This window comes from Microbacterium sp. AC132 (assembly GCF_979258525.1).
In genome coordinates this window covers 3,302,116-3,319,079 of record NZ_OZ409862.1, presented here as the reverse complement: position 1 = coordinate 3,319,079, position 16,964 = coordinate 3,302,116, and the positions used below count along the sequence as shown (strand labels likewise).

General features: G+C 68.8%; 21 protein-coding genes. 1 reads left to right on the top strand and 20 read right to left on the bottom strand.

What is annotated here, in order from left to right; all coding sequences use genetic code 11:
- Window positions 1-3 precede the first annotated feature (3 nt).
- The 20 genes from ACZZZQ_RS16035 to ACZZZQ_RS15940 form a co-directional block, all read right to left on the bottom strand.
- A complete protein-coding gene (locus ACZZZQ_RS16035) occupies window positions 4-813 on the bottom strand; it encodes an OmpA/MotB family protein (RefSeq protein ID WP_053096330.1) in 810 nt (269 codons plus the stop codon).
- On the bottom strand, window positions 810-1,613 hold the full coding sequence (locus ACZZZQ_RS16030) for a motility protein A (RefSeq protein WP_463507925.1): 804 nt from the start codon (window positions 1,611-1,613) through the stop codon (window positions 810-812). Before ACZZZQ_RS16030 ends, ACZZZQ_RS16035 begins: the two co-directional genes overlap by 4 nt.
- Complete coding sequence (locus ACZZZQ_RS16025; RefSeq protein WP_042541095.1) at window positions 1,610-1,825, bottom strand: flagellar FlbD family protein; 216 nt, start codon at window positions 1,823-1,825, stop codon at window positions 1,610-1,612. Before ACZZZQ_RS16025 ends, ACZZZQ_RS16030 begins: the two co-directional genes overlap by 4 nt.
- 121 nt (window positions 1,826-1,946) lie before the next feature.
- On the bottom strand, window positions 1,947-3,113 hold the full coding sequence (locus ACZZZQ_RS16020; protein WP_363520544.1) for a flagellar hook protein FlgE: 1,167 nt from the start codon (window positions 3,111-3,113) through the stop codon (window positions 1,947-1,949).
- A gap of 30 nt (window positions 3,114-3,143) precedes the next feature.
- Window positions 3,144-3,626: a flagellar hook capping FlgD N-terminal domain-containing protein gene (locus ACZZZQ_RS16015; RefSeq protein ID WP_320488432.1), complete on the bottom strand. Its 483-nt coding sequence runs from the start codon at window positions 3,624-3,626 to the stop codon at window positions 3,144-3,146.
- A 12-nt stretch (window positions 3,627-3,638) separates the two neighbouring features.
- On the bottom strand, window positions 3,639-5,093 hold the full coding sequence (locus tag ACZZZQ_RS16010) for a hypothetical protein (RefSeq protein WP_463507924.1): 1,455 nt from the start codon (window positions 5,091-5,093) through the stop codon (window positions 3,639-3,641).
- Window positions 5,090-5,458 (bottom strand): hypothetical protein, encoded by a 369-nt coding sequence (locus ACZZZQ_RS16005; RefSeq protein ID WP_463507923.1) that lies wholly within the window; start codon window positions 5,456-5,458, stop codon window positions 5,090-5,092. The genes ACZZZQ_RS16010 and ACZZZQ_RS16005 overlap by 4 nt, the downstream gene beginning before the upstream one ends.
- On the bottom strand, window positions 5,455-5,880 hold the full coding sequence (locus ACZZZQ_RS16000; protein ID WP_072591340.1) for a flagellar export protein FliJ: 426 nt from the start codon (window positions 5,878-5,880) through the stop codon (window positions 5,455-5,457). The genes ACZZZQ_RS16005 and ACZZZQ_RS16000 overlap by 4 nt, the downstream gene beginning before the upstream one ends.
- On the bottom strand, window positions 5,877-7,202 hold the full coding sequence (locus tag ACZZZQ_RS15995; RefSeq protein ID WP_056279097.1) for a FliI/YscN family ATPase: 1,326 nt from the start codon (window positions 7,200-7,202) through the stop codon (window positions 5,877-5,879). The genes ACZZZQ_RS16000 and ACZZZQ_RS15995 overlap by 4 nt, the downstream gene beginning before the upstream one ends.
- Window positions 7,202-7,840, bottom strand: coding sequence for a FliH/SctL family protein (locus ACZZZQ_RS15990; RefSeq protein WP_230100772.1), 639 nt, complete (start codon window positions 7,838-7,840; stop codon window positions 7,202-7,204). Before ACZZZQ_RS15990 ends, ACZZZQ_RS15995 begins: the two co-directional genes overlap by 1 nt.
- 134 nt (window positions 7,841-7,974) lie before the next feature.
- The gene (gene fliG, locus ACZZZQ_RS15985) at window positions 7,975-9,057 is read right to left on the bottom strand and encodes a flagellar motor switch protein FliG (RefSeq protein WP_463507922.1); all 1,083 of its coding nucleotides are present in this window, start codon (window positions 9,055-9,057) and stop codon (window positions 7,975-7,977) included.
- The gene (gene fliF, locus ACZZZQ_RS15980; protein WP_056278837.1) at window positions 9,054-10,694 is read right to left on the bottom strand and encodes a flagellar basal-body MS-ring/collar protein FliF; all 1,641 of its coding nucleotides are present in this window, start codon (window positions 10,692-10,694) and stop codon (window positions 9,054-9,056) included. Before fliF ends, fliG begins: the two co-directional genes overlap by 4 nt.
- Window positions 10,695-10,696: 2 nt before the next feature.
- Window positions 10,697-11,014: a flagellar hook-basal body complex protein FliE gene (gene fliE, locus ACZZZQ_RS15975; RefSeq protein WP_053096339.1), complete on the bottom strand. Its 318-nt coding sequence runs from the start codon at window positions 11,012-11,014 to the stop codon at window positions 10,697-10,699.
- On the bottom strand, window positions 11,014-11,406 hold the full coding sequence (gene flgC, locus ACZZZQ_RS15970; RefSeq protein WP_053096340.1) for a flagellar basal body rod protein FlgC: 393 nt from the start codon (window positions 11,404-11,406) through the stop codon (window positions 11,014-11,016). The genes fliE and flgC overlap by 1 nt, the downstream gene beginning before the upstream one ends.
- Entirely contained in the window at window positions 11,403-11,750 is a 348-nt protein-coding gene (flgB, locus tag ACZZZQ_RS15965; RefSeq protein ID WP_053096341.1) for a flagellar basal body rod protein FlgB, read from the bottom strand. The genes flgC and flgB overlap by 4 nt, the downstream gene beginning before the upstream one ends.
- Window positions 11,751-11,859: 109 nt before the next feature.
- The gene (locus ACZZZQ_RS15960) at window positions 11,860-12,138 is read right to left on the bottom strand and encodes a hypothetical protein (RefSeq protein WP_463507921.1); all 279 of its coding nucleotides are present in this window, start codon (window positions 12,136-12,138) and stop codon (window positions 11,860-11,862) included.
- Between the two features lie 6 nt (window positions 12,139-12,144).
- Window positions 12,145-12,558: a flagellar export chaperone FliS gene (gene fliS / locus ACZZZQ_RS15955; protein WP_230100768.1), complete on the bottom strand. Its 414-nt coding sequence runs from the start codon at window positions 12,556-12,558 to the stop codon at window positions 12,145-12,147.
- A 41-nt stretch (window positions 12,559-12,599) separates the two neighbouring features.
- Window positions 12,600-13,961: a flagellar filament capping protein FliD gene (gene fliD / locus ACZZZQ_RS15950; RefSeq protein ID WP_463507920.1), complete on the bottom strand. Its 1,362-nt coding sequence runs from the start codon at window positions 13,959-13,961 to the stop codon at window positions 12,600-12,602.
- Window positions 13,962-14,063: 102 nt separating this feature from the next.
- Window positions 14,064-14,888 carry a flagellin N-terminal helical domain-containing protein gene (locus ACZZZQ_RS15945; protein WP_053096345.1) on the bottom strand — a complete coding sequence of 275 codons (825 nt, stop codon included), beginning with the start codon at window positions 14,886-14,888 and terminating at the stop codon, window positions 14,064-14,066.
- Between the two features lie 117 nt (window positions 14,889-15,005).
- The gene (locus ACZZZQ_RS15940; protein WP_463507919.1) at window positions 15,006-15,863 is read right to left on the bottom strand and encodes a sigma-70 family RNA polymerase sigma factor; all 858 of its coding nucleotides are present in this window, start codon (window positions 15,861-15,863) and stop codon (window positions 15,006-15,008) included.
- Between the two features lie 217 nt (window positions 15,864-16,080).
- On the opposite strand from ACZZZQ_RS15940, the gene ACZZZQ_RS15935 reads away from it, so the two are divergent.
- A complete protein-coding gene (locus tag ACZZZQ_RS15935) occupies window positions 16,081-16,962 on the top strand; it encodes a manganese catalase (protein WP_463507918.1) in 882 nt (293 codons plus the stop codon).
- The last annotated feature ends 2 nt before the right edge of the window (window positions 16,963-16,964 follow it).

Here is a 16,964-nt window from a genome sequence, read left to right as displayed (position 1 = left end):
AGCTCAATTGTTCGCAGCAGCCGCAAGAGCGGGTATCAGCGCTCTCACCTGCTCTTCTTCGTTCGATTCGACGATGATGTCGACGCGTCTGTTGCTGGCCAGCGCCTGAGGGGTGTCGCCCGGCACGATGGGTCGGGTGTCCGAGAACGCCGTCGCCTTCACACGGGGTCCTCCGACGCCTTCGTGCTCGACGAGGAACCGCGCCACCTGGGTCGCGCGCCCGCCGGAGAGCTCCCAGTTGGTGGCGAAGGGTGCGGCGGAGACGCGGTGGTCGGCGTGCCCCTCGACACTCACCTGGTTGTCGACCGTGACGAGCACGTCTCCGATCGTGTCGAGCACGGCGTCCGCCTTCGCCGAGAGGTCGGTGCTGTTGTCGGCGAAGAACGTCTCTGCGCCGACCAGCCCCACCTGGAGCCCTCGGTCGTCGATGACGAACTGCACCGTGTCCTGCAGGCCCTGTGCCGCCAGCGAGGTGCTCATGCGATCGCGCAGTCCTTCGAGCGACTCGAACTCGATCTCGGCCCGCGCCGCGAGGTCGACCACCCCGTCATCGTCCTGCAGTTCAGGCGGCACGATCACGCCCTCGGCCGTGTCGGCACCGCCCTCGGTGCTCTCCTGCCCGAAACCCGTGGCGAGGCTGTTCGCGAGCAGTTCGAACTTCGTCTTGTCGACGTTCGACACGGCGAAGAGCACGATGAACAGGCACATCAGAACCGTGACCATGTCCGCGTACGAGACGGCCCAGCGCTCGTCCGGCTCATCGTGCGAGTCATCCTCATGCCCGCGACCGCGAGCTCGACGGGCTGTGCTCATTGCACGCCCTCTGCCCGTTCGGGCTCGCGCTTCTTCTTGGCGGCCTTGGGCTTCACGGTCGACAGCGCCTCGAGGCGCTCCTGGAGCAGGTGCGGAGCGCTTCCGGCCTGGATGGCGAGCATGCCCTCCGAGACCAGGGTCATCCGCTCGAGCTCGACGGCTCCGATCCGTCCGAGGCGACCGGCGATCGGGTTCCAGATGAAGTTGGCCGAGAGCAGACCCCAGAGCGTGGCGACGAAGGCCGCGGCGATCATCGGCCCGAGGTGGTCGGGTTCGTCGAGCTTCTCGAGCACGTGCGTCAGCGAGACGACGGTGCCGACGATCCCGATCGTGGGCGCATATCCGCCCAGCGAGCCGAAGAACTTCGACGCCACGCGGTTGCGCGACGATGTCGCGGCGATCTCGTCGTCCATGACCGTGCGCAGATCCTCGGCATCCGTTCCGTCGGCGAGAGCCTGCAGCGCCTGTCGGGTGAATGCATCGGGTGCCGAGTCGAGCTCCTGCTCCAGTGCCAGCAGACCTTCGCCCCTGGCCTTCTCGGCATACCCCACGAGGAAGGGGATGACCGCCTCCGGCGTCATCTTCGGGCCCCTGACCATGCGCCCGAGGCTCTTCACAGCGAGGATCGTGTCGCGGAGGGTGTGGCTGGCGATGCCGACGCCGATCGTCGAGCCGAGCACGAGGATCATCGGCGCCGGAATGAGCAGAGCCTCGAAGCTCGCCCCCTCCATCGTGATCATCGCCACCAGCGCGCCGAACGCCAGGACCACCCCGATGATGAATGCGGGATCCACCGTCATGCCCCCGTCTGCGAGGTCAGCGCCTGGGCTGCGCCGAGCACGCGCGCCCGGTAGGCGACGATCAGATCGATCAGGGCGTCGAGATCCTCCTCGACCACGTACACATGACCGTCGACCATGTGCAGAGTGGTGTCCGGCGAGGCGTGGATGCGTTCGATCAGGTCGGGGTTCACCGCGAACCGGGTGCGGTCGAGGCGGGTGACGATGATCATCGGGGGTTCTCCGGGCTTCGGATGAGAGGGGGAAGTCTGCTCCGACTATCGCGACGAGGCCCGCCCCCGGTAACCAGGGACGGGCCTCGTCGCGCGTGTCCGACCGAGTCGGCGCAGGCGATCAGCGCTTGAGCTGTGTGAGCTCCTGCAGGACCTCGTCGCTCGTGGTGATGATGCGCGCGTTCGCCTGGAACCCGCGCTGGGCGACGATGAGGTTGGTGAACTCCTGCGAGAGGTCGACGTTGCTCATCTCCAGCGCACCCGAGACGAGGTTGCCGAAGCCGGCCTGGCCCGGCTCCCCGATGCGCACAGCTCCGGAGTTCACGGATGCGCGGTAGGCCGTGCCGCCCGCCTTCTCCAGCCCCTCGGGGTTCGCGAACGTCGCCATGGCGATCTTGCCCAGCGTCTGCGTCGCACCGTTGCTGAACGTGCCGACGATGGATCCGTCGCCGGTGATGCTGTAGGACTTCAACGTGCCGGCAGCCGATCCGTCCTGCTCCGTCACGGCGACCGTCGACATGTTCGCGTAGCCCGTGACCGCACCCAGGTCGACGCTCACGGCGCCGGCTGCGAGCGTGAGGCCTGCGCCGGCCTGCTTGCCGTCGGTGAAGGTCAGCGCCCCCGTTGCGCCGCTGGTCGGCTCGGTCACGTCCCATCCGGTCGCCGTCTTCGTGAAGGTCAGGCTGAGGGTCGACGGCGTGCCCTGGGCGTCGTAGACGGTCACGTCGCGCACCAGCTCGTCACCCACCGCGGCGGTCGAGGGCAGGTTGCCGGTGACCGTCGCCGAGGTCGTCGCCTTCGCAGGTGACACCGCCTCGAGCGGCAGCACGATGTTGCCCGTCGCCTGCCCCGTGTTCACCACGCCGTCCTGCGCCGACCAGCCCTGCACGATCGAGCCGTCGGCGGTCACCATCTTGCCGGTGGGGTCGAACGAGAAGCCGCCCGCCCGCGTGTAGAGGGTCTCTCCGCCGGCTCGGACGGCGAAGAAGCCGTCGCCCGAGATCATCAGGTCGCCACCGCGGCCCGTCGCCTGGGCCGAGCCCTGAGCGAAGTTGGTGCGCACGCCGGCGACCTGCACGCCCAGACCGACCTGGGCGGGGTTGCGACCACCGACCTCGTCGTCGGGGATGCCCGGGTTGCCGATGAGCTGGGACAGCGAGTCCTGGAACAGCACGGACGAGCCCTTGAACCCTGCCGTGTTGACGTTGGCGATGTTGTTGCCCGTGACGTCGAGCATGGTCTGGTGCGAGCGGAGACCGGAGATTCCGGAGTAGAGCGAGCGAAGCATGGGGTTTCTCTCTTCCTGGGTGAGACGGGGTCAGACTGCGGCGGGGGTGGGCGCAGCGGGGGTGGTCGGTGCGGGGGTGGTCGGTGCGGGGGTGGTCTGCGCGGTCGCGACTCCGGTGATGACGTCGAGCGCGACCGTCTTGTCGCCGATGGTCACCTGCGGGATCGGTCCGTCGAACGAGACCTTGGTCACGATGCCCGAGACGGTCTTGCCGTCGGCGTCCTTGTAGCTCGCTTCCTGTCCGATCAGGGCGCTCGCCGCCTGACGCATGTTCAGGGCGAAGGCCTCGGCGCCGTTGTCGGCGAGCGTGGTGAGCTGCTCCATCATCGCGAGCTGGGTCGTCTGCGAGATCATCTCGTTCGTGTCCATCGGGCTCGAGGGGTCCTGATGGGTCAGCTGCGTCACCAGCAGCTTGAGGAACACCTCGCCGTCGAGCACCTGCTTGCGGGCTGCGGGATCGGTCGTTCCTCCCGTGTGGATGGAGCTCGGTGCGGTCACTGCGTCGACAGTCATTCGGTCGTCCTCTCAGGCGAAGATGTCGAGCCCTGCACCGGATGCGGCAGAGGACGTCGTCGGGATGATGCGGGAAAGATCGGGGCTCTGCTCGGCCCCGCGGCGCTGGTCGGAGCGTCCGCGCTGCGCGTCGCGATCACCGGAGCCCTGCTCCGGTGACGCATCGCCCGCTCCCTGCTGGCCGCGGTCTCCGGCGGTGTCCGCCGATGCCCCGTGGGAGACGTTGAGAGTCGCGTGCGGCATCACCGCGGCGAGATCACGGCGAAGGTCGACGAGCATGGTCCGCAGCGCGTCGCGCCCTGCATCGGTGGCGCCGCTGACCTCGACCTGCACCTCGCCCGCTGCGCTGATGTGCGCGCGCACGGTGACGGGGCCGAGGCTGTCCGGGTTCACCGTCATCGTGAGCTGATGGGTGCCCATCGGGCGCTGCGCGATGCTCACCACCACGGGTGCGACCTGCGCGGCGACGGCCCGGTTGGTCGACGCGGCCGCTTCGGGCGAGGACACGGGCATGGCCGTCGCCGCGGCCGGAGATGCGACCGGAGCGAGAGTCATAGAAGGCGACCCGGGCTGCGGACCCGGCAGTGGATCGACGGAGTCGCTCGCCGGCAGCGGCTCTGCCTGGCCGCCCATCATTGACGCAGCGGAGACGCCGATGGTGGTCGGGATCGGAGTCGACGACACCGCACTCCGCGGGGACTCGGACCGCGGAGCCGCAGCGGCAGCGGAGGATGTCGCCGGGTCGGCGTCCCCCTCCGCCGGGTCCTGCTCACCCGTCACCGGAGCGTCACGGGGAGCGTCGCTCGACAGGGTCTCCGGGCGTACTCGGGCGCCGGCCACAGGAGGCGCCCCGTCAGCGCCGCTCTCCGATGCCGACGCCGACGCCGATGCCGACGCCGATGCCGATGAGATCTCGGGCGCAGGAGTCCGTTCCGCCGCCGACACGGCGACAGGCGGGGAGGTCACCGTCGCGCCCGTCTCGACGGCTGCCGCGGCCGAGCCTTCGGGGAGCTCGGCAGGGCGCGCCTCGTCCGACGCTGCGGCGGGAGCGGGGAGAGCGCTGCGGGCGCTCCCCGCTGCCTCCGACGCCTCCGGCGCCGTCTGCACGAGCGTCGTCCCATCGAGCGTCGTCGCATCCGGCGTCCTCTGCGCAGGCGTCGACGTGGATGCAGGGGCCGCCGCAGCCACGGCCGGAGCGAACTGCGCGGTGAGGTGCATCATGGTCGCGATCGGCGCCTCTGCCCCGCTCGCGTCGTCGGATGCCGCAGATTCCTCGGCAGTCGGCGCGTCCTGTCCGTCCGGCGTGAGCGTCGCTGCGTCCTGATCCGTCGCACCGTCGAGCACCCGGCCAGCGGCGATCAGCGCGTCGCCGAACAGAGAGCCCGAAACGGCCGAAGATCGTCCACCTGTCTCCGTTTCGCCGGTTCCTGAACCCGCCACCGTCGCGAGCAGCCCCACGGCGGTCATCGGAGCATCTCGATGATCTTCTGCATCGACGCCGTCGAGCCGTCTGCGCCGGTGGCATTGGCCGAGAACAGCGTCTGCAGCGCCGAGATGACCTCAGCGCTCGCGTCGCCGCCCGCTCCCGTGCCGGCTGCCGCCGCCACAGGCTGGGGGGTCTGGCCGGCAGCGGGTGCTTCCGGGGTCGAGGCCGCCTTCGCCGCTTCGAGGACTCCAGCGAACGTCGTCGCGCTCGCCGCCGATGTCTCGGCGGTCGCCGCGGTCGCGGTCGCTGCAGCCGACGCCGCCGCCGCGCGTCCTGCCGGATCCAGCGACACGATCTGCGTCTCGATCGCGTCGACGCGGGCGATCACCGCCGCGAGCCCGGTCATGCGGCACTCCCCTCACGTCGCGCGGTGCGGACCACAGCGATCTCATCGAGCGCCGACTGCTCCGCGGCGAGCTCGGCCTTGGTCGCCTCCACGCGGTGGGTGCTCTCGAGCCGCTCGAGTCCCTTCAGGTCGCGCCGCGCTTCGACGTGGGCCGACTTCGCCTCCGACTCCGTGCCGCGCCTCATCTCGACGAGCGCCTGCAGATCGCTGAGCGTGCTGCGTCCCGCGGCGCGAGCGGCGGCCATGGCCATCAGCGCTCGTGGATCGTCGATCTGCGCGCTGATGTCGGCGAGGCTCGAGATCGCGGTCTGCTCGTCGAGCTCGGCCTGCGCCCGTTCCGCGCTCGCACGCGACAGCTGCTCGGCGGCGACACGCTCCTGGGCGCCGCGCACGCGCAGCAGGCCAGCCAGTGGGAAGGTCATGGGGTGAGTCCTCCGAAGTCGGTGGTGAGGGCGGCGAGCCGCTGCCAGGAGTCGTCGGATGCCGCAAGATCGTCCATCCGCTGGGTGAGGAAGCGCGAGATCGCGCCTTCGTGCGCGAGGGCGGCGTCGACCATCGGGTTCGCTCCCTGGCGGTAGGCGCCGATCTCGATGAGGTCGTTCGCGCTGCGACGAGCCGCCAGGACGCTGCGCAGCATCACCGCGTCCTGACGCTGCTCAGGAGTGGTGATCTTCGACACGACGCGAGACACCGAGCCGAGCACGTCGATCGCGGGGAAGTGTCCGCGGATCGCCAGCGCGCGGTCGAGCACCACATGGCCGTCGAGGATTCCTCTCGCGGCGTCCGCGATCGGCTCGTTGTGGTCGTCGCCGTCGACGAGCACCGTGTACAGGCCGGTGATCGATCCGACGGGTCCGGTTCCTGCGCGCTCGAGCAGGCGGGCCAGCACCGAGAACGTCGACGGCGGATACCCGCGGGTGGCGGGCGGTTCGCCGGCGCTGAGCCCGATCTCGCGCTGAGCCATGGCGACGCGCGTGAGGGAGTCCATCATCAGCACCACGTCGAGGCCGTCGTCGCGGAACGCCTCGGCGATCCTGGTCGCGACGAATGCCGAGCGCAGGCGCGCCATCGCGGGCTGATCCGAGGTCGCGACGACCACGACCGACCGTGCCAGACCCTCGGGGCCCAGGTCGTCCTCGAGGAACTCGCGCACCTCACGACCGCGCTCCCCGACGAGGGCGATGACGTTCACATCGGCAGTGGAGCCACGGGCGATCATCGACATCAGCGACGACTTGCCGACGCCGGAGCCGGCGAAGAGCCCGAGACGCTGCCCCGAGCCCACCGGCGTCATCGTGTCGAGCACGCGGACGCCGAGGCCGAGCTGACGATCGATGCGCTGGCGATCCATGACGCTCGGCGCATCGTGGTCGAGCGAGACGGGAGCGACACCCCGGTCGAGCGGCCCCTTGCCGTCGATCGGTCGCCCGAGTCCGTCGAGCACGCGTCCGAGCAGCGCTCGTCCGGTCGGCACCTGCAGCGGCGCTCCCCCGTGCCGGACGCGGGCGCGGGCGGTGATCCCGTCGAGCCTGCCCAGCGGCATGCAGCGGGCGGCGGCTCCGTCGACGGCGACGATCTCGGCATCCACCACACGGCCGTCGGTCGCGTCGATGCGGATGCGGTCGCCCACCGCGCCGTCGATGCCCAGCACCTCGACGCCGAGCCCTCGCACGGCTTTCACGGTTCCTGAGCGCTCCGGGCGCGCTGCCAGGAGCGCACGGTTCCACGACCGCGTCGCGGTGATCACACGATCACCTCGGCATCCTGTTCGTCGCCGTCGAGTGCTGCGGCCGCGCGGGCGAGCGCCGACGTGATGCGCGTGTCGACGGCCCCGTTCTCGATCTCGACGATGGCGCCGCCGTTGTCCACGGCCGGAGAGGCGGAGATCCGGATGCCGCGCAACGCGTCGATCGACGACATCTCGTCCTGCAGGACTGCGACGTCCTGCTCGCTGAAGGCGACCCCTGTCCAGCGCTCCGCCGGCATCTCCGTGAGCGCCCGGCGCAGCGCATGCGCCGCCGAACGTGCCGGATCCGACAGCTCTGCTCCGAGGATCGTGGTGGCGAGGGCGACCGCGAGCTCTTCGATGCGATCGGCGGCGAGCATGCTCAGCTCGTCGATGCGGCGGTCGAGGGCCGCGTGCGCGCTCTCCAACGCGCGCAGACCCGAGCCGCGCTCATGCAGGTACAGCTCCTGGAGTTCGTGCATCCGCTGCTGCTGCGCGGCGTGCTGCACCTCTCCCTCGTCGAGGGCGAGCCTGCGACCCTCGGCGAAGCCGTCGGCATAGCCACGGGTGCGGGCCCTGTCGGCCTCGCCGCGGAGGTCCATGGGCGTCTCGCCGACGCGCGGCACGACCAGTGGCGTGAAGGCGGAATCGAGCACGGCGGACACCTCGGAATCGAAGGGCGAGGCCTGTCCGTGGCCCGTAGGTCGAGCGATCCGTGCTCCAGACCCACTATCGCGACACCCGGCTGCGTCCGTAACCGGATCGGCCGACTCACCTGCCGTCAGAGGGATCACTCGATGAGCTCATCCTCGTCTTCGCGCGAGATCGTGATCTCCTCCGCGGCTTCCAGGTCGCGGATGATGCGCACGATCTCGGCTCTGGCCTCATCGACCTGACGCATGCGCACGGGACCGAGGACTCGGGTCTCCTCAGCGAGGTTCTCCTGGTTGCGCTCCGTCATGTTGCTCTTCACCTTGTCGGTGATCTGGTCGTCCGCGCCCTTCAGCGCGAGGGCGAGCATGCGCAGGTCGATACCGCGCATCACCCGCTGGACGTCGCGATCCTCGAGGCGCGCGATGTCGGCGAACGTGACCATGCGGCTGCGGATGTCCTCGGCCAGGGCGAGATCACGGCCTTCGAGGCTTGCGAGGAGCGACTTCTCGAGCGCGGTGTCCGAGCGGTTGATGATCTCGACGAGAGGCTGCACGCCTCCGATGGACTCGTGGTTGTCGCGCATCGCGAAGACGCCGGTGCGCGAGCGCAGCGAGTCGGCCACGATCGAGATCGCCTCCTGCGTGGCGGTGCCCATCGTCGCGATCGCCTGAGCGACGTCCGTGCGCAGGGGATCCTGCAGGGCGGCGAGAACCGCCGCCGCACGATCGGCTCTGAGATTGGCCAGTACGACGGCGACGGTGGTCGGAAGCTCACCCTCGATGATCGTGGCGAGCTGGGCCGGGTCCGCCGCATTGAGGAAGTCGAACGAGACCGACCCCTGCGACATGACTCGGCCGACCATCCCGACCGCCTTCTCGCGGCCGAATGCCGTCTCGAGCAGTCCGGTGGCGAGCTCCTGTCCGCCCCGCGACGGCACCGAGCCGCCGGTGGCGATGCGCCGGAACTCGCCGAGAGCACGGGCCGTCGAGGCCACGTCCACTCCCCCGAGCTGTGTCAGCTCGGCCGCGAGCATCTCGGACCGCTCCTCGCCGAGGTGGCGGAGCACTTCGGCGCTGGCGGCGCGATCCATGTTCATCAGCACGATCGCGGCCTTGCGCAGTCCGCTCATCTCCGGCGCAGCCACGGGCACCGGCGCCTCGACGGCCGACACCTCGACCGTGTCGGCCTGCGCGTCCAGCAGCTCGGTCAGCGCGCTCATACCGTCGCCTCATCCATCAGGTCGGCCAGTGCGCTGGCGATCGTGTCGGGTTCGCGCTTGGCGAGGTCGTCGATCTCCCGGCGACGGCGCTCGACCAGCACCTTGTCGGGCTCGGGCTCGTCGTCGAGATCGGCCGACGCGGACGGCAGCAGCTTGGTCGGCGCCGGGGCGATGATCGCCTCGGCCTCCTTCAGCCCTCTGAGCGAGCGGAGCTTCTGCTCCTCGCTCTCGGTCACCGTCGCGAAGTACTCGATCGGTCCGTCTTCGGTGTACATCACCCGACGCTTCATCTTGCGGCGCACGACGAGGAAGACGATCAGGATGATCGCCGCGAGCAGGATCGCGCCGCCGATGATCGCAGAGCGCAGCAGCTCCTGCTGGAACTGCGCGTCGCGCTCGGCCTCCGCCGCCTGCAGCGCTGTCTGCGCCGCCGTCGCACCCGCCTGGTTGAACTCGACGAACTCGACGGCGATCTCGTCGCCGCGCTCGACATCGATCCCTGCCGCAGATGCCACGAGCGATTCGATCTGGTTCGCCGTCACTCCGGTGACCGTCCCTCGGTTGAGCGCGATGCTGACGGTCTGCCGCGTCACCTCTCCGGCGGGGGTGATGGTCTTCTCCGTCGACTTGTTGACGGCGTTGTTGCGAGAGGTCTCCTCGAACTCATAGGCGCCGGTCCCCTCGGCGTTGTTGGGAACCGCGATGTTGTCGGGGCCGAGCACGCCGGCACCTCCGCCCTCGCCGCCGTTGTACGTCTCGGTCTTGGTCTGCTCCGATGCGCTCAGCTCGCCCTCGGGGGCCGAGTACGTCTCGTCCATGCGCTCGGATGTGGAGTTCGCGACATCGGCCGATACCGTCACCGTCGCGTTGCCGGGCCCGACGATCGTCTCGAGCATCTTGCTGACGGATGCCGCGACCTTGGCCTCATGCTCCGTCGCCTGCTTCGAGGAGTTCCCGGTGAGCCCGGTGCCGACCGCCGAGAGCACGCGGCCGTCCTGATCGGTCACCGCGACGTCCTCCGGCGTCATCCCCGGCACGGCGGCGCTCGTGAGGTGCACGATCGCCTCGATCTTCTCGTCGCTGAGCCCCGAGCCGTTGCGGGTCTTCACGAACACGGATGCGGTCGGGCTCTGCTGCTCCGAGACGAAGACGCTCTCCTCCGGGATCGCCAACTGCACCGACGCCGTCGAGATGCCCTCCATCGCGCCGATCGTGCTGGCCAGCTCGCCCTCGATGGCACGCTTGTAGGTCACCGACTGCTGGAATTCACTCGCCGTCACACCCATCTCATCGAGCAGGGTGTAGCCCTCGCTGGTGTCGCCGGGCAGCCCGGCGGATGCCGCCGCGAGACGCTGCGGATAGACCTGGTCGTCGGGCACGAGGATCGTCGCGCCTCCCTCGGCGAGCTCGTAGCTCACGCCTGCCGACTTCAGCTGCTCGACGACGGCCGACGCGTCGCCGGCGCTCAGGCCGGTGAAGAGCGGGCTCATCTGCGGCTTGGTGAGCCACGCGCCGAGGGCGATGGCGCCCATCACGAGCAGCGCGACACCGATGATGGCGATCGTGCGCTGTGCGAGGGAGAATCCTGAGACGACCTGCTTGGCGCGGTCGTAGTAGGTCGTGAGCATCTTGGGCATCGTCAGGCCTGCATCCTCATGATCTCGTTGAACGCCGAGACGCTGCGGTCACGCACGGCCACCACCAGGTCGAGCGTCACCGAGGCGCGCGTCGACGCGATCATCGCCTGATGGATGTCCTGCAGGTCTCCCGTGACCGCCTGCACCGCGAGCTCGTTCGACGTCGACTGCAGCTGCTGCAGGTTCTCCATCGCCCCCGAGAGCGTCGTGGCGAAGGCGTTGCCGGAGGCAGGAGCACTGGTCGCGTCCGGGCCCGTCTCGAAGCTGAGCGTCGAGAGCGGCGCGACACCGGAGGCGCCGATGGCCTCGATGCCCGACATCAGTTGCGGCCGATCTGCAGCGCTGCCTCGTAGGTCGTCTTCGCCCGGTCGACGACAGCGGCGTTCGCCTCGTATCCGCGCTGAGCGAGGATCAGCATGCTCATCTGGTCGCCGAGCTCGACGTTCGGGTACTGCACGTAGCCGTCCTCGTTCGCATAGGGGTGCTCGGGGTCGTACACGAGCTTCGCGTCGGCCTCGGATTCGACGACGCCGGCGACGTACACGCCGGGGCTGTCGGTGCCGGCCTGCACGGTCACGAACTTCTCCCGGAACGCCTCCTGCCCTGCGGGTGTCGCGGTGTTCACGTTGGCGATGTTGTCGCTGAGCGCGTCGAGCCACTTGCGGTGCGCGGTCAGGCCGGTGCCGGCGATGCCGATCGCGTCGAAGGTCATGCGGAGGCCTGCCCGATCGCCTTGGTGATCGAGGCCGCCTGACCGCCGATCGCCTGACTCGCGAACTGGAAACGCAGCACGGTGTCGATGTTCGAGAGCGTCTCGGTGTCGAGGTTGACGTTGTTGCCGTTCAGCCTGGTCGGCTCGAGCGAGCGCTCGACCGTCGCGGCGACGCTTCCGGAGCCGCCCTGGACAGCAGAACGGAGTTCATCCTCGAACCGCACGCGCTGGGCCTGGTAGCCCGGCGTGTTGACGTTGGCGATGTTCTCGGCGATCGAGCGTTGGCGCAGGGCCAGCCCGTCGAGCGCGCTGATGAGCGCAGAGGACGTGACGGATTCGAGCACGGGGGCACTCCGGGATGTTGGTGGAGAGGCCGATCCCTGGCCAATCGTCGAGCGATCCGTGCTCTGTGCCGACTATCGCGACACCCGGGCATCCATGTAACCGCTGTGCTCAACCCTCGACGTCGAGGTATGCCGGCACATTCTGGGTGGAGGTCGGCACGCGCCGCAGTGCGGCGATCTCGCGAGCCACATTGGAGCGCGATGTGACGAGTCCGCCGATCATGAGCTGCTGCCGCGCGAGCACGGCTTCGGCACGCTCGCGCAGCTCCTCGGGGACGGGTCCGTCCGGCGCCTCGAAGGACTGCTCGTCGAGGTGCTCGTCGGCGGCGTCGAGGGCGCGCTCGAACTGGTCGAGCACCGTCAGCCAGGCCGAGAGAGTATCGGGCACGGTCGCTCAGGCCAGGGCCGTGATGGGGGTCTGCGCGGTCGACGAGACCGCGGCAGCCGCCGCATGCCACGCTTCGCGGAGCGGCACGACGAGAGCTCGGCATTCCGCGGTGGCCGCGCGGTCTCGAGCGATGTTGGCGGAGATCAGGCGTCCCGTGAGGTAGGTGTACACGCCGTGCAGCTCTGCGGAGCCATCCCACTCATCGGTGAGCGAGCCGTTGAGCTCGGCGACGATCTGCTGCGCGTGCACGAGGTGGTTCCCCGCAGCCGCCCAATCCCCCGCTTCCTGGCAGGCGTCCGCGCGCTCGATGTCGACCAGGAGGCGGTCGTAGAGCAACACGAGAAGGCGCTCAGGCGTGGCGGAGGCCACCTGCTGCTCCAGATACTGCTGCTTGGCCCGGTCGAGTGAGGTGAGTGCCATGAGTACGTGCTCCGATGCGATGCGATGTCACGAGGACGAGGTCAGGAATCCGACGGGGTGAGTCCGGCGAGCTGGCTGGTCAGCCACGACGATTGCGACTGCAGCTTCGAGAGCTGCACCTCGAGCTGCGCGTACGTGCGTTCGAGGGTGGCGCGGCGCTGTTCGAGCCGGATGTCCCAGCGCTCGACCTGGGTCTTGAGCGTCTTGACCTCGTCCTCCTGGCCGGTGATGCGCTTGGTCAGAAGGCCGTCGTACTTGTCGGAGTACTGGGTGGTCACGTCCTGCACCCGCCCCGAGACGGCGGAGAACAGCTCCTGCGTGCCCTCCGGGTCTTCTGCGAGAGCCGCGGCGAACTTCTCGGCGTCGAACGAGAGCACGCCTTTGTCGCTGACGGTGATGCCGATCGTCGAGGGCGAGATGCCGTCGATCGGATGCTGCACGGCGGTCGCCAGCGCGCCGCGGAGGTTTCGCACCGTGCTGTCGCCGGTGAAGACGCCGAGGGTCGTGGTCTCGCCGACCTCGCCGATGGTCGCCTTCGAGCCGTTGTCGATGCGCACCAGCAGCGCGGCGATCTCCTTGACGAACGCCTCCGCCGTCGAGCTCTGCTTCTTCGCATCGCGTGCGACGGTCACGGTGACGGGGTCGGCACTGGCCTTCGTGACGGTGACCTCGATGCCCTCTCCGACGGTGATGGTGTTGCTCGCGCTGTTCAGGGTCTGCTCGGCGTCGGTGCCGGCGAAGAGGCGGATGCGGGCATCCGCGCCCTGGGTGAGTAGTGCGGCGCCGGGGGCGGCACCGAGGTCGACCGCGGTTCCGGCGGTGACCTCCGCCGCGGTTCCGCGGTTCAGGGTGAAGGCACCAGCCGCGCCCGTCTCGGCGGAGGTGAGCTGGATGCGCGAGAGCGGCTTGCCGTCGGCATCCGTTCCCGCGGGCACGACGGTCGCGCTCACACCGGCCTTCGACGCGTTGATCGCCTTCGCGAGGTCCTGCGGACCGGTGCCCAGCGGAGTGACCTCGACGGCTTCGCCGTCGGATCCCACGAGGGTGAAGGTGCCGCCCCACGCTGTTCCTCCTGCGGCAGCGGTGACGACGGAGTGCGCTGTGGCGACGGCATCCACCACGATGGCGGTCGAGAATGCGGTCGCCTTGCTGCCGGCGGTGATCGTGACCGTCTCGGACGACGAGGACGCGGTGAAGGATGCCAGAGAGCTGGGTCCCGCGGCGGTCTTGGCCTTGTCGACGAGCTCCTGCAGCGTCTTGTTCAGCGACTGCAGGTTGGTGATGACCGAGTTGCGGTCGGTGATCTTGTTCGTGATGAGCGTCTTCGGGATCGCCGAGACGTCCATGAGCGCCTTGATGAGCTCTTCCGTCTTGAGCCCTGATACCAGTCCGTCGAGTTTCATCCCGGTCGTCTTCCGTGCGTTGCGGTCAAGGGTGTCCTACAGGAAGGCGCCCGGGCGGAGGTGACTCCGCCCGGGCGCCCTGTGCGCCTCAGGCGCAGCGACTCAACGGAGAAGCTGCAGGACGCCCTGGCCCGACTGGTTCGCCTGAGCGAGCATGGCGGTGCCGGCCTGCTGCAGGATGTTCGAGGCGGTGTACTTGACCATCTCGGCGGCCATGTCGGTGTCCGCGATGCGGCTCTTCGCTGCGGCGAGGTTCTCGGCCGAGACCTGCAGCGAGTTGATCGTCGACTCGAAGCGGTTCTGCACCGCACCGAGACCCGCACGAGCGGTCGAGACGGCGGTGATCTCGTCATCGATCGCGCCGATCGAGGTGAGTGCGTTGGCCGCGGTGTCGACCGTCAGAGCGCCGATCGTGGCGCCCAGGCCCGAGAAGTCGGTCAGCGTGACGCCGATCTGGTCCTCGGCGGCCTCGGAGCCTGCGCCGACCTGGAACGTCAGGGTGTTCGCGCTGTCGAGCAGCTTGATCCCGTTGAAGTTCGTGCTGGCGGCGACGCGGGTGAGCTCCTCGCCCAGCGAGTCGATCTCGGTCTTGATGGCGTCGCGCGACTCGGTGTTGTTCGAGTCGTTGCCGGCCTGGACCGCGAGGTCGCGGACACGCTGCAGGATCGAGTGGACCTCGGTGAGCGCGCCTTCTGCGGTCTGGATGACCGAGATGCCGTCCTGAGCGTTGCGGGCTGCGACGTTCAGACCGTTGACCTGCGAACGCAGGCCCTCGGAGATGGCGAGGCCGGCGGCGTCATCGGCTGCACGGTTGATGCGCAGACCGCTCGAGAGCTTCTCGAGCGACTTCGAGACGTCGTTCTGGTTGACAGAGAGGTTGCGGTACGCGTTGAGTGCACCGACGTTGGTTGCGATCTGAAGACCCATGAGAATTCCTCCGTGGTTATGGGGCTGGACGCGGGCCCATCCGTGGGCCTGCACAACCGATATTCGCGACATCGGCCGCTGGCGTAACCACGGATCCGGAAGATTCCACGGGTCGCCTCACACGGCGGCGAGGAGCTCGCTCGACCGGTCGCGGATCTCGGCGCGGACGGGCCCGAAGAGCGCCTCGAAGAACTCGGTCCTGGCCTTGGTCGATCGGTCACCCGTCGTGCCGTTCTCCCAGGCCTCCATGGCCTCGCGCATCAGTTCGAGTCCGCGCGAGCGCAGCTTCGACACATAGGCATGACTGACGGCGAGCTCTTCGGCGATGTCCTTCACCATGCGGTCTTCGAGATAGATGCCGCGCACGACCTGCTGCATCGCCGTGGGCAGAGCGTCGACCACTCGGTTCATCATCGCTCGCGTCTCGGACTGCTCGACGGCGTGCTCGGGGAGGATGACGCTGTCGGTGAGGTCGACCGCCTGTCGGCCGGTCTCGGCGTCGAAGTGCTCCTCGAAGCTGATCGCGGTGCGCACCATCTCGTCGAGCTTCATCATCTCCGAGACGACCTCGGCGGTGAGCCCCGACTCCCGCACGAGCTCCGCCGTGCTCGCGGCTCGGCCGGTGCGGGCGAGCACCGTCTCGGCGGCGACTCTCACGCGCTCGATCTTGTCGCGTCCTCGCTCGCCGGCGGGGTCGGCGCGACGCATCTCCGACAGCATCGCCCAGTTGATCTGGCTGCTCGCGAACGCACCGAAAGGAATGCCCCGCGCGGCGTCATACGACATGGCCGCGCGGGCGAGGCCCAGGCGGGCGGCGGAGAGAAGGTCGTCCAGATCGACGTGCGTCGCCGACCGCGCCTTCTCCACAGCCAGGAAGGTGGCGAGCGGCATGTTGTCGCGTGCGAGTTTCTCGGGCGAAGCGGGGGCTTCCGGGGGCTGTGTGGGATCAGTAGAAACAGCAGAACTACTCAGCAATGTGACTCCGTGGCTAGAACAACTGTTTTACGAGTGAAGCTAGCACGAACAACGCGGTTATGAGCAGAAAACGCGGAACTCAATCCTCGAGTCGCTCGGTTCTCCGGATCCGGTTCGCGGATTATCCTCGTCGCCCGGCGGTCTGTGAAGCCCTTATCCCGTCGCAGCGAGAACCGGTCTCATGGGCACCCATCACGATCCGACCAGAAAGGCAGCCATGTTCTTCCATCGTCAGGAACTTCAGTTCACCGCCACCCCCGAAGCCCCGGATGCCGTCTACGCCCGAAAGCTCCAGGAGGTCCTGGGCGGCCAGTACGGCGAGATCACGGTCGCCATGCAGTACCAGTTCCAGGCGTGGAACATGCACATCCCCGGCAAGTACCGCGACCTGGTCTTCGGCATCGGTGCCGAAGAGATGGGTCACGTCGAGATGCTCGCGATCATGATCGCGCAGCTGCTCGAGAAGTCGCCGCTCGGAATCACCGAGGATGCCGTCCAGGACGACCCGACGGTCGCCGCGATCATCGGAGGCACCGACGTCCAGCAGGGCATCGTCGCGGGCGCCGGAGCGCGACCCGTCGACAGCAACGGCAACCCGTGGCAGGGCTCGTACATCACATCGAGCGGGAATCTGCTCGCCGACTTCACCGCCAACGCGAACGCCGAGATGCAGGGCCGCGTGCAGGTCGCCCGGCTGTACCACATGACCGACGATCACGGAGTGCGCGATCTTCTGAGCTTCCTGCTCGCGAGGGACACCATGCACCAGAACCAGTGGCTCGCCGCCGTCGAGGAGCTCAAGGCCGAAGGCGCCGAGACCCTTCCCGTCCCGAGCAACTTCCCGCTGTCGAAGGAGCACCGCGACGTCTCGTACCAGTACTTGAACTTCAGCGACGGCCCCGCCGCCGCAGAGGGCAGCTGGGCGAGCGGACCCTCTCCTGACGGCCACGGCGAGTTCAGCTATCACGAGGGTCCGACGACCACCGCGCCGATGCCTCCGCCCACGCACCCCGACTCGCGCTTCTACGGCACGACCGAGCTGCCCAACGTCGTCGAGAAGGTGGCGGGAGCGGTTCAGGACATGACGAACAAGGAGTGAGG

Excerpts from the sequence above, each read along its gene's own strand:
- ACZZZQ_RS16035 (WP_053096330.1), bottom strand. The coding sequence starts at position 813 with ATGAGCACAGCCCGTCGAGCTCGCGGTCGCGGGCATGAGGATGACTCG.
- ACZZZQ_RS16030 (WP_463507925.1), bottom strand. The coding sequence starts at position 1,613 with ATGACGGTGGATCCCGCATTCATCATCGGGGTGGTCCTGGCGTTCGGC.
- ACZZZQ_RS16025 (WP_042541095.1), bottom strand. The coding sequence starts at position 1,825 with ATGATCATCGTCACCCGCCTCGACCGCACCCGGTTCGCGGTGAACCCC.
- ACZZZQ_RS16020 (WP_363520544.1), bottom strand. The coding sequence starts at position 3,113 with ATGCTTCGCTCGCTCTACTCCGGAATCTCCGGTCTCCGCTCGCACCAG.
- ACZZZQ_RS16015 (WP_320488432.1), bottom strand. The coding sequence starts at position 3,626 with ATGACTGTCGACGCAGTGACCGCACCGAGCTCCATCCACACGGGAGGA.
- ACZZZQ_RS16010 (WP_463507924.1), bottom strand. The coding sequence starts at position 5,093 with ATGACCGCCGTGGGGCTGCTCGCGACGGTGGCGGGTTCAGGAACCGGC.
- ACZZZQ_RS16005 (WP_463507923.1), bottom strand. The coding sequence starts at position 5,458 with ATGACCGGGCTCGCGGCGGTGATCGCCCGCGTCGACGCGATCGAGACG.
- ACZZZQ_RS16000 (WP_072591340.1), bottom strand. The coding sequence starts at position 5,880 with ATGACCTTCCCACTGGCTGGCCTGCTGCGCGTGCGCGGCGCCCAGGAG.
- fliG (WP_463507922.1), bottom strand. The coding sequence starts at position 9,057 with ATGAGCGCGCTGACCGAGCTGCTGGACGCGCAGGCCGACACGGTCGAG.
- fliF (WP_056278837.1), bottom strand. The coding sequence starts at position 10,694 with ATGCCCAAGATGCTCACGACCTACTACGACCGCGCCAAGCAGGTCGTC.
- fliE (WP_053096339.1), bottom strand. The coding sequence starts at position 11,014 with ATGTCGGGCATCGAGGCCATCGGCGCCTCCGGTGTCGCGCCGCTCTCG.
- flgC (WP_053096340.1), bottom strand. The coding sequence starts at position 11,406 with ATGACCTTCGACGCGATCGGCATCGCCGGCACCGGCCTGACCGCGCAC.
- fliS (WP_230100768.1), bottom strand. The coding sequence starts at position 12,558 with ATGGCACTCACCTCACTCGACCGGGCCAAGCAGCAGTATCTGGAGCAG.
- fliD (WP_463507920.1), bottom strand. The coding sequence starts at position 13,961 with ATGAAACTCGACGGACTGGTATCAGGGCTCAAGACGGAAGAGCTCATC.
- ACZZZQ_RS15945 (WP_053096345.1), bottom strand. The coding sequence starts at position 14,888 with ATGGGTCTTCAGATCGCAACCAACGTCGGTGCACTCAACGCGTACCGC.
- ACZZZQ_RS15935 (WP_463507918.1), top strand. The coding sequence starts at position 16,081 with ATGTTCTTCCATCGTCAGGAACTTCAGTTCACCGCCACCCCCGAAGCC.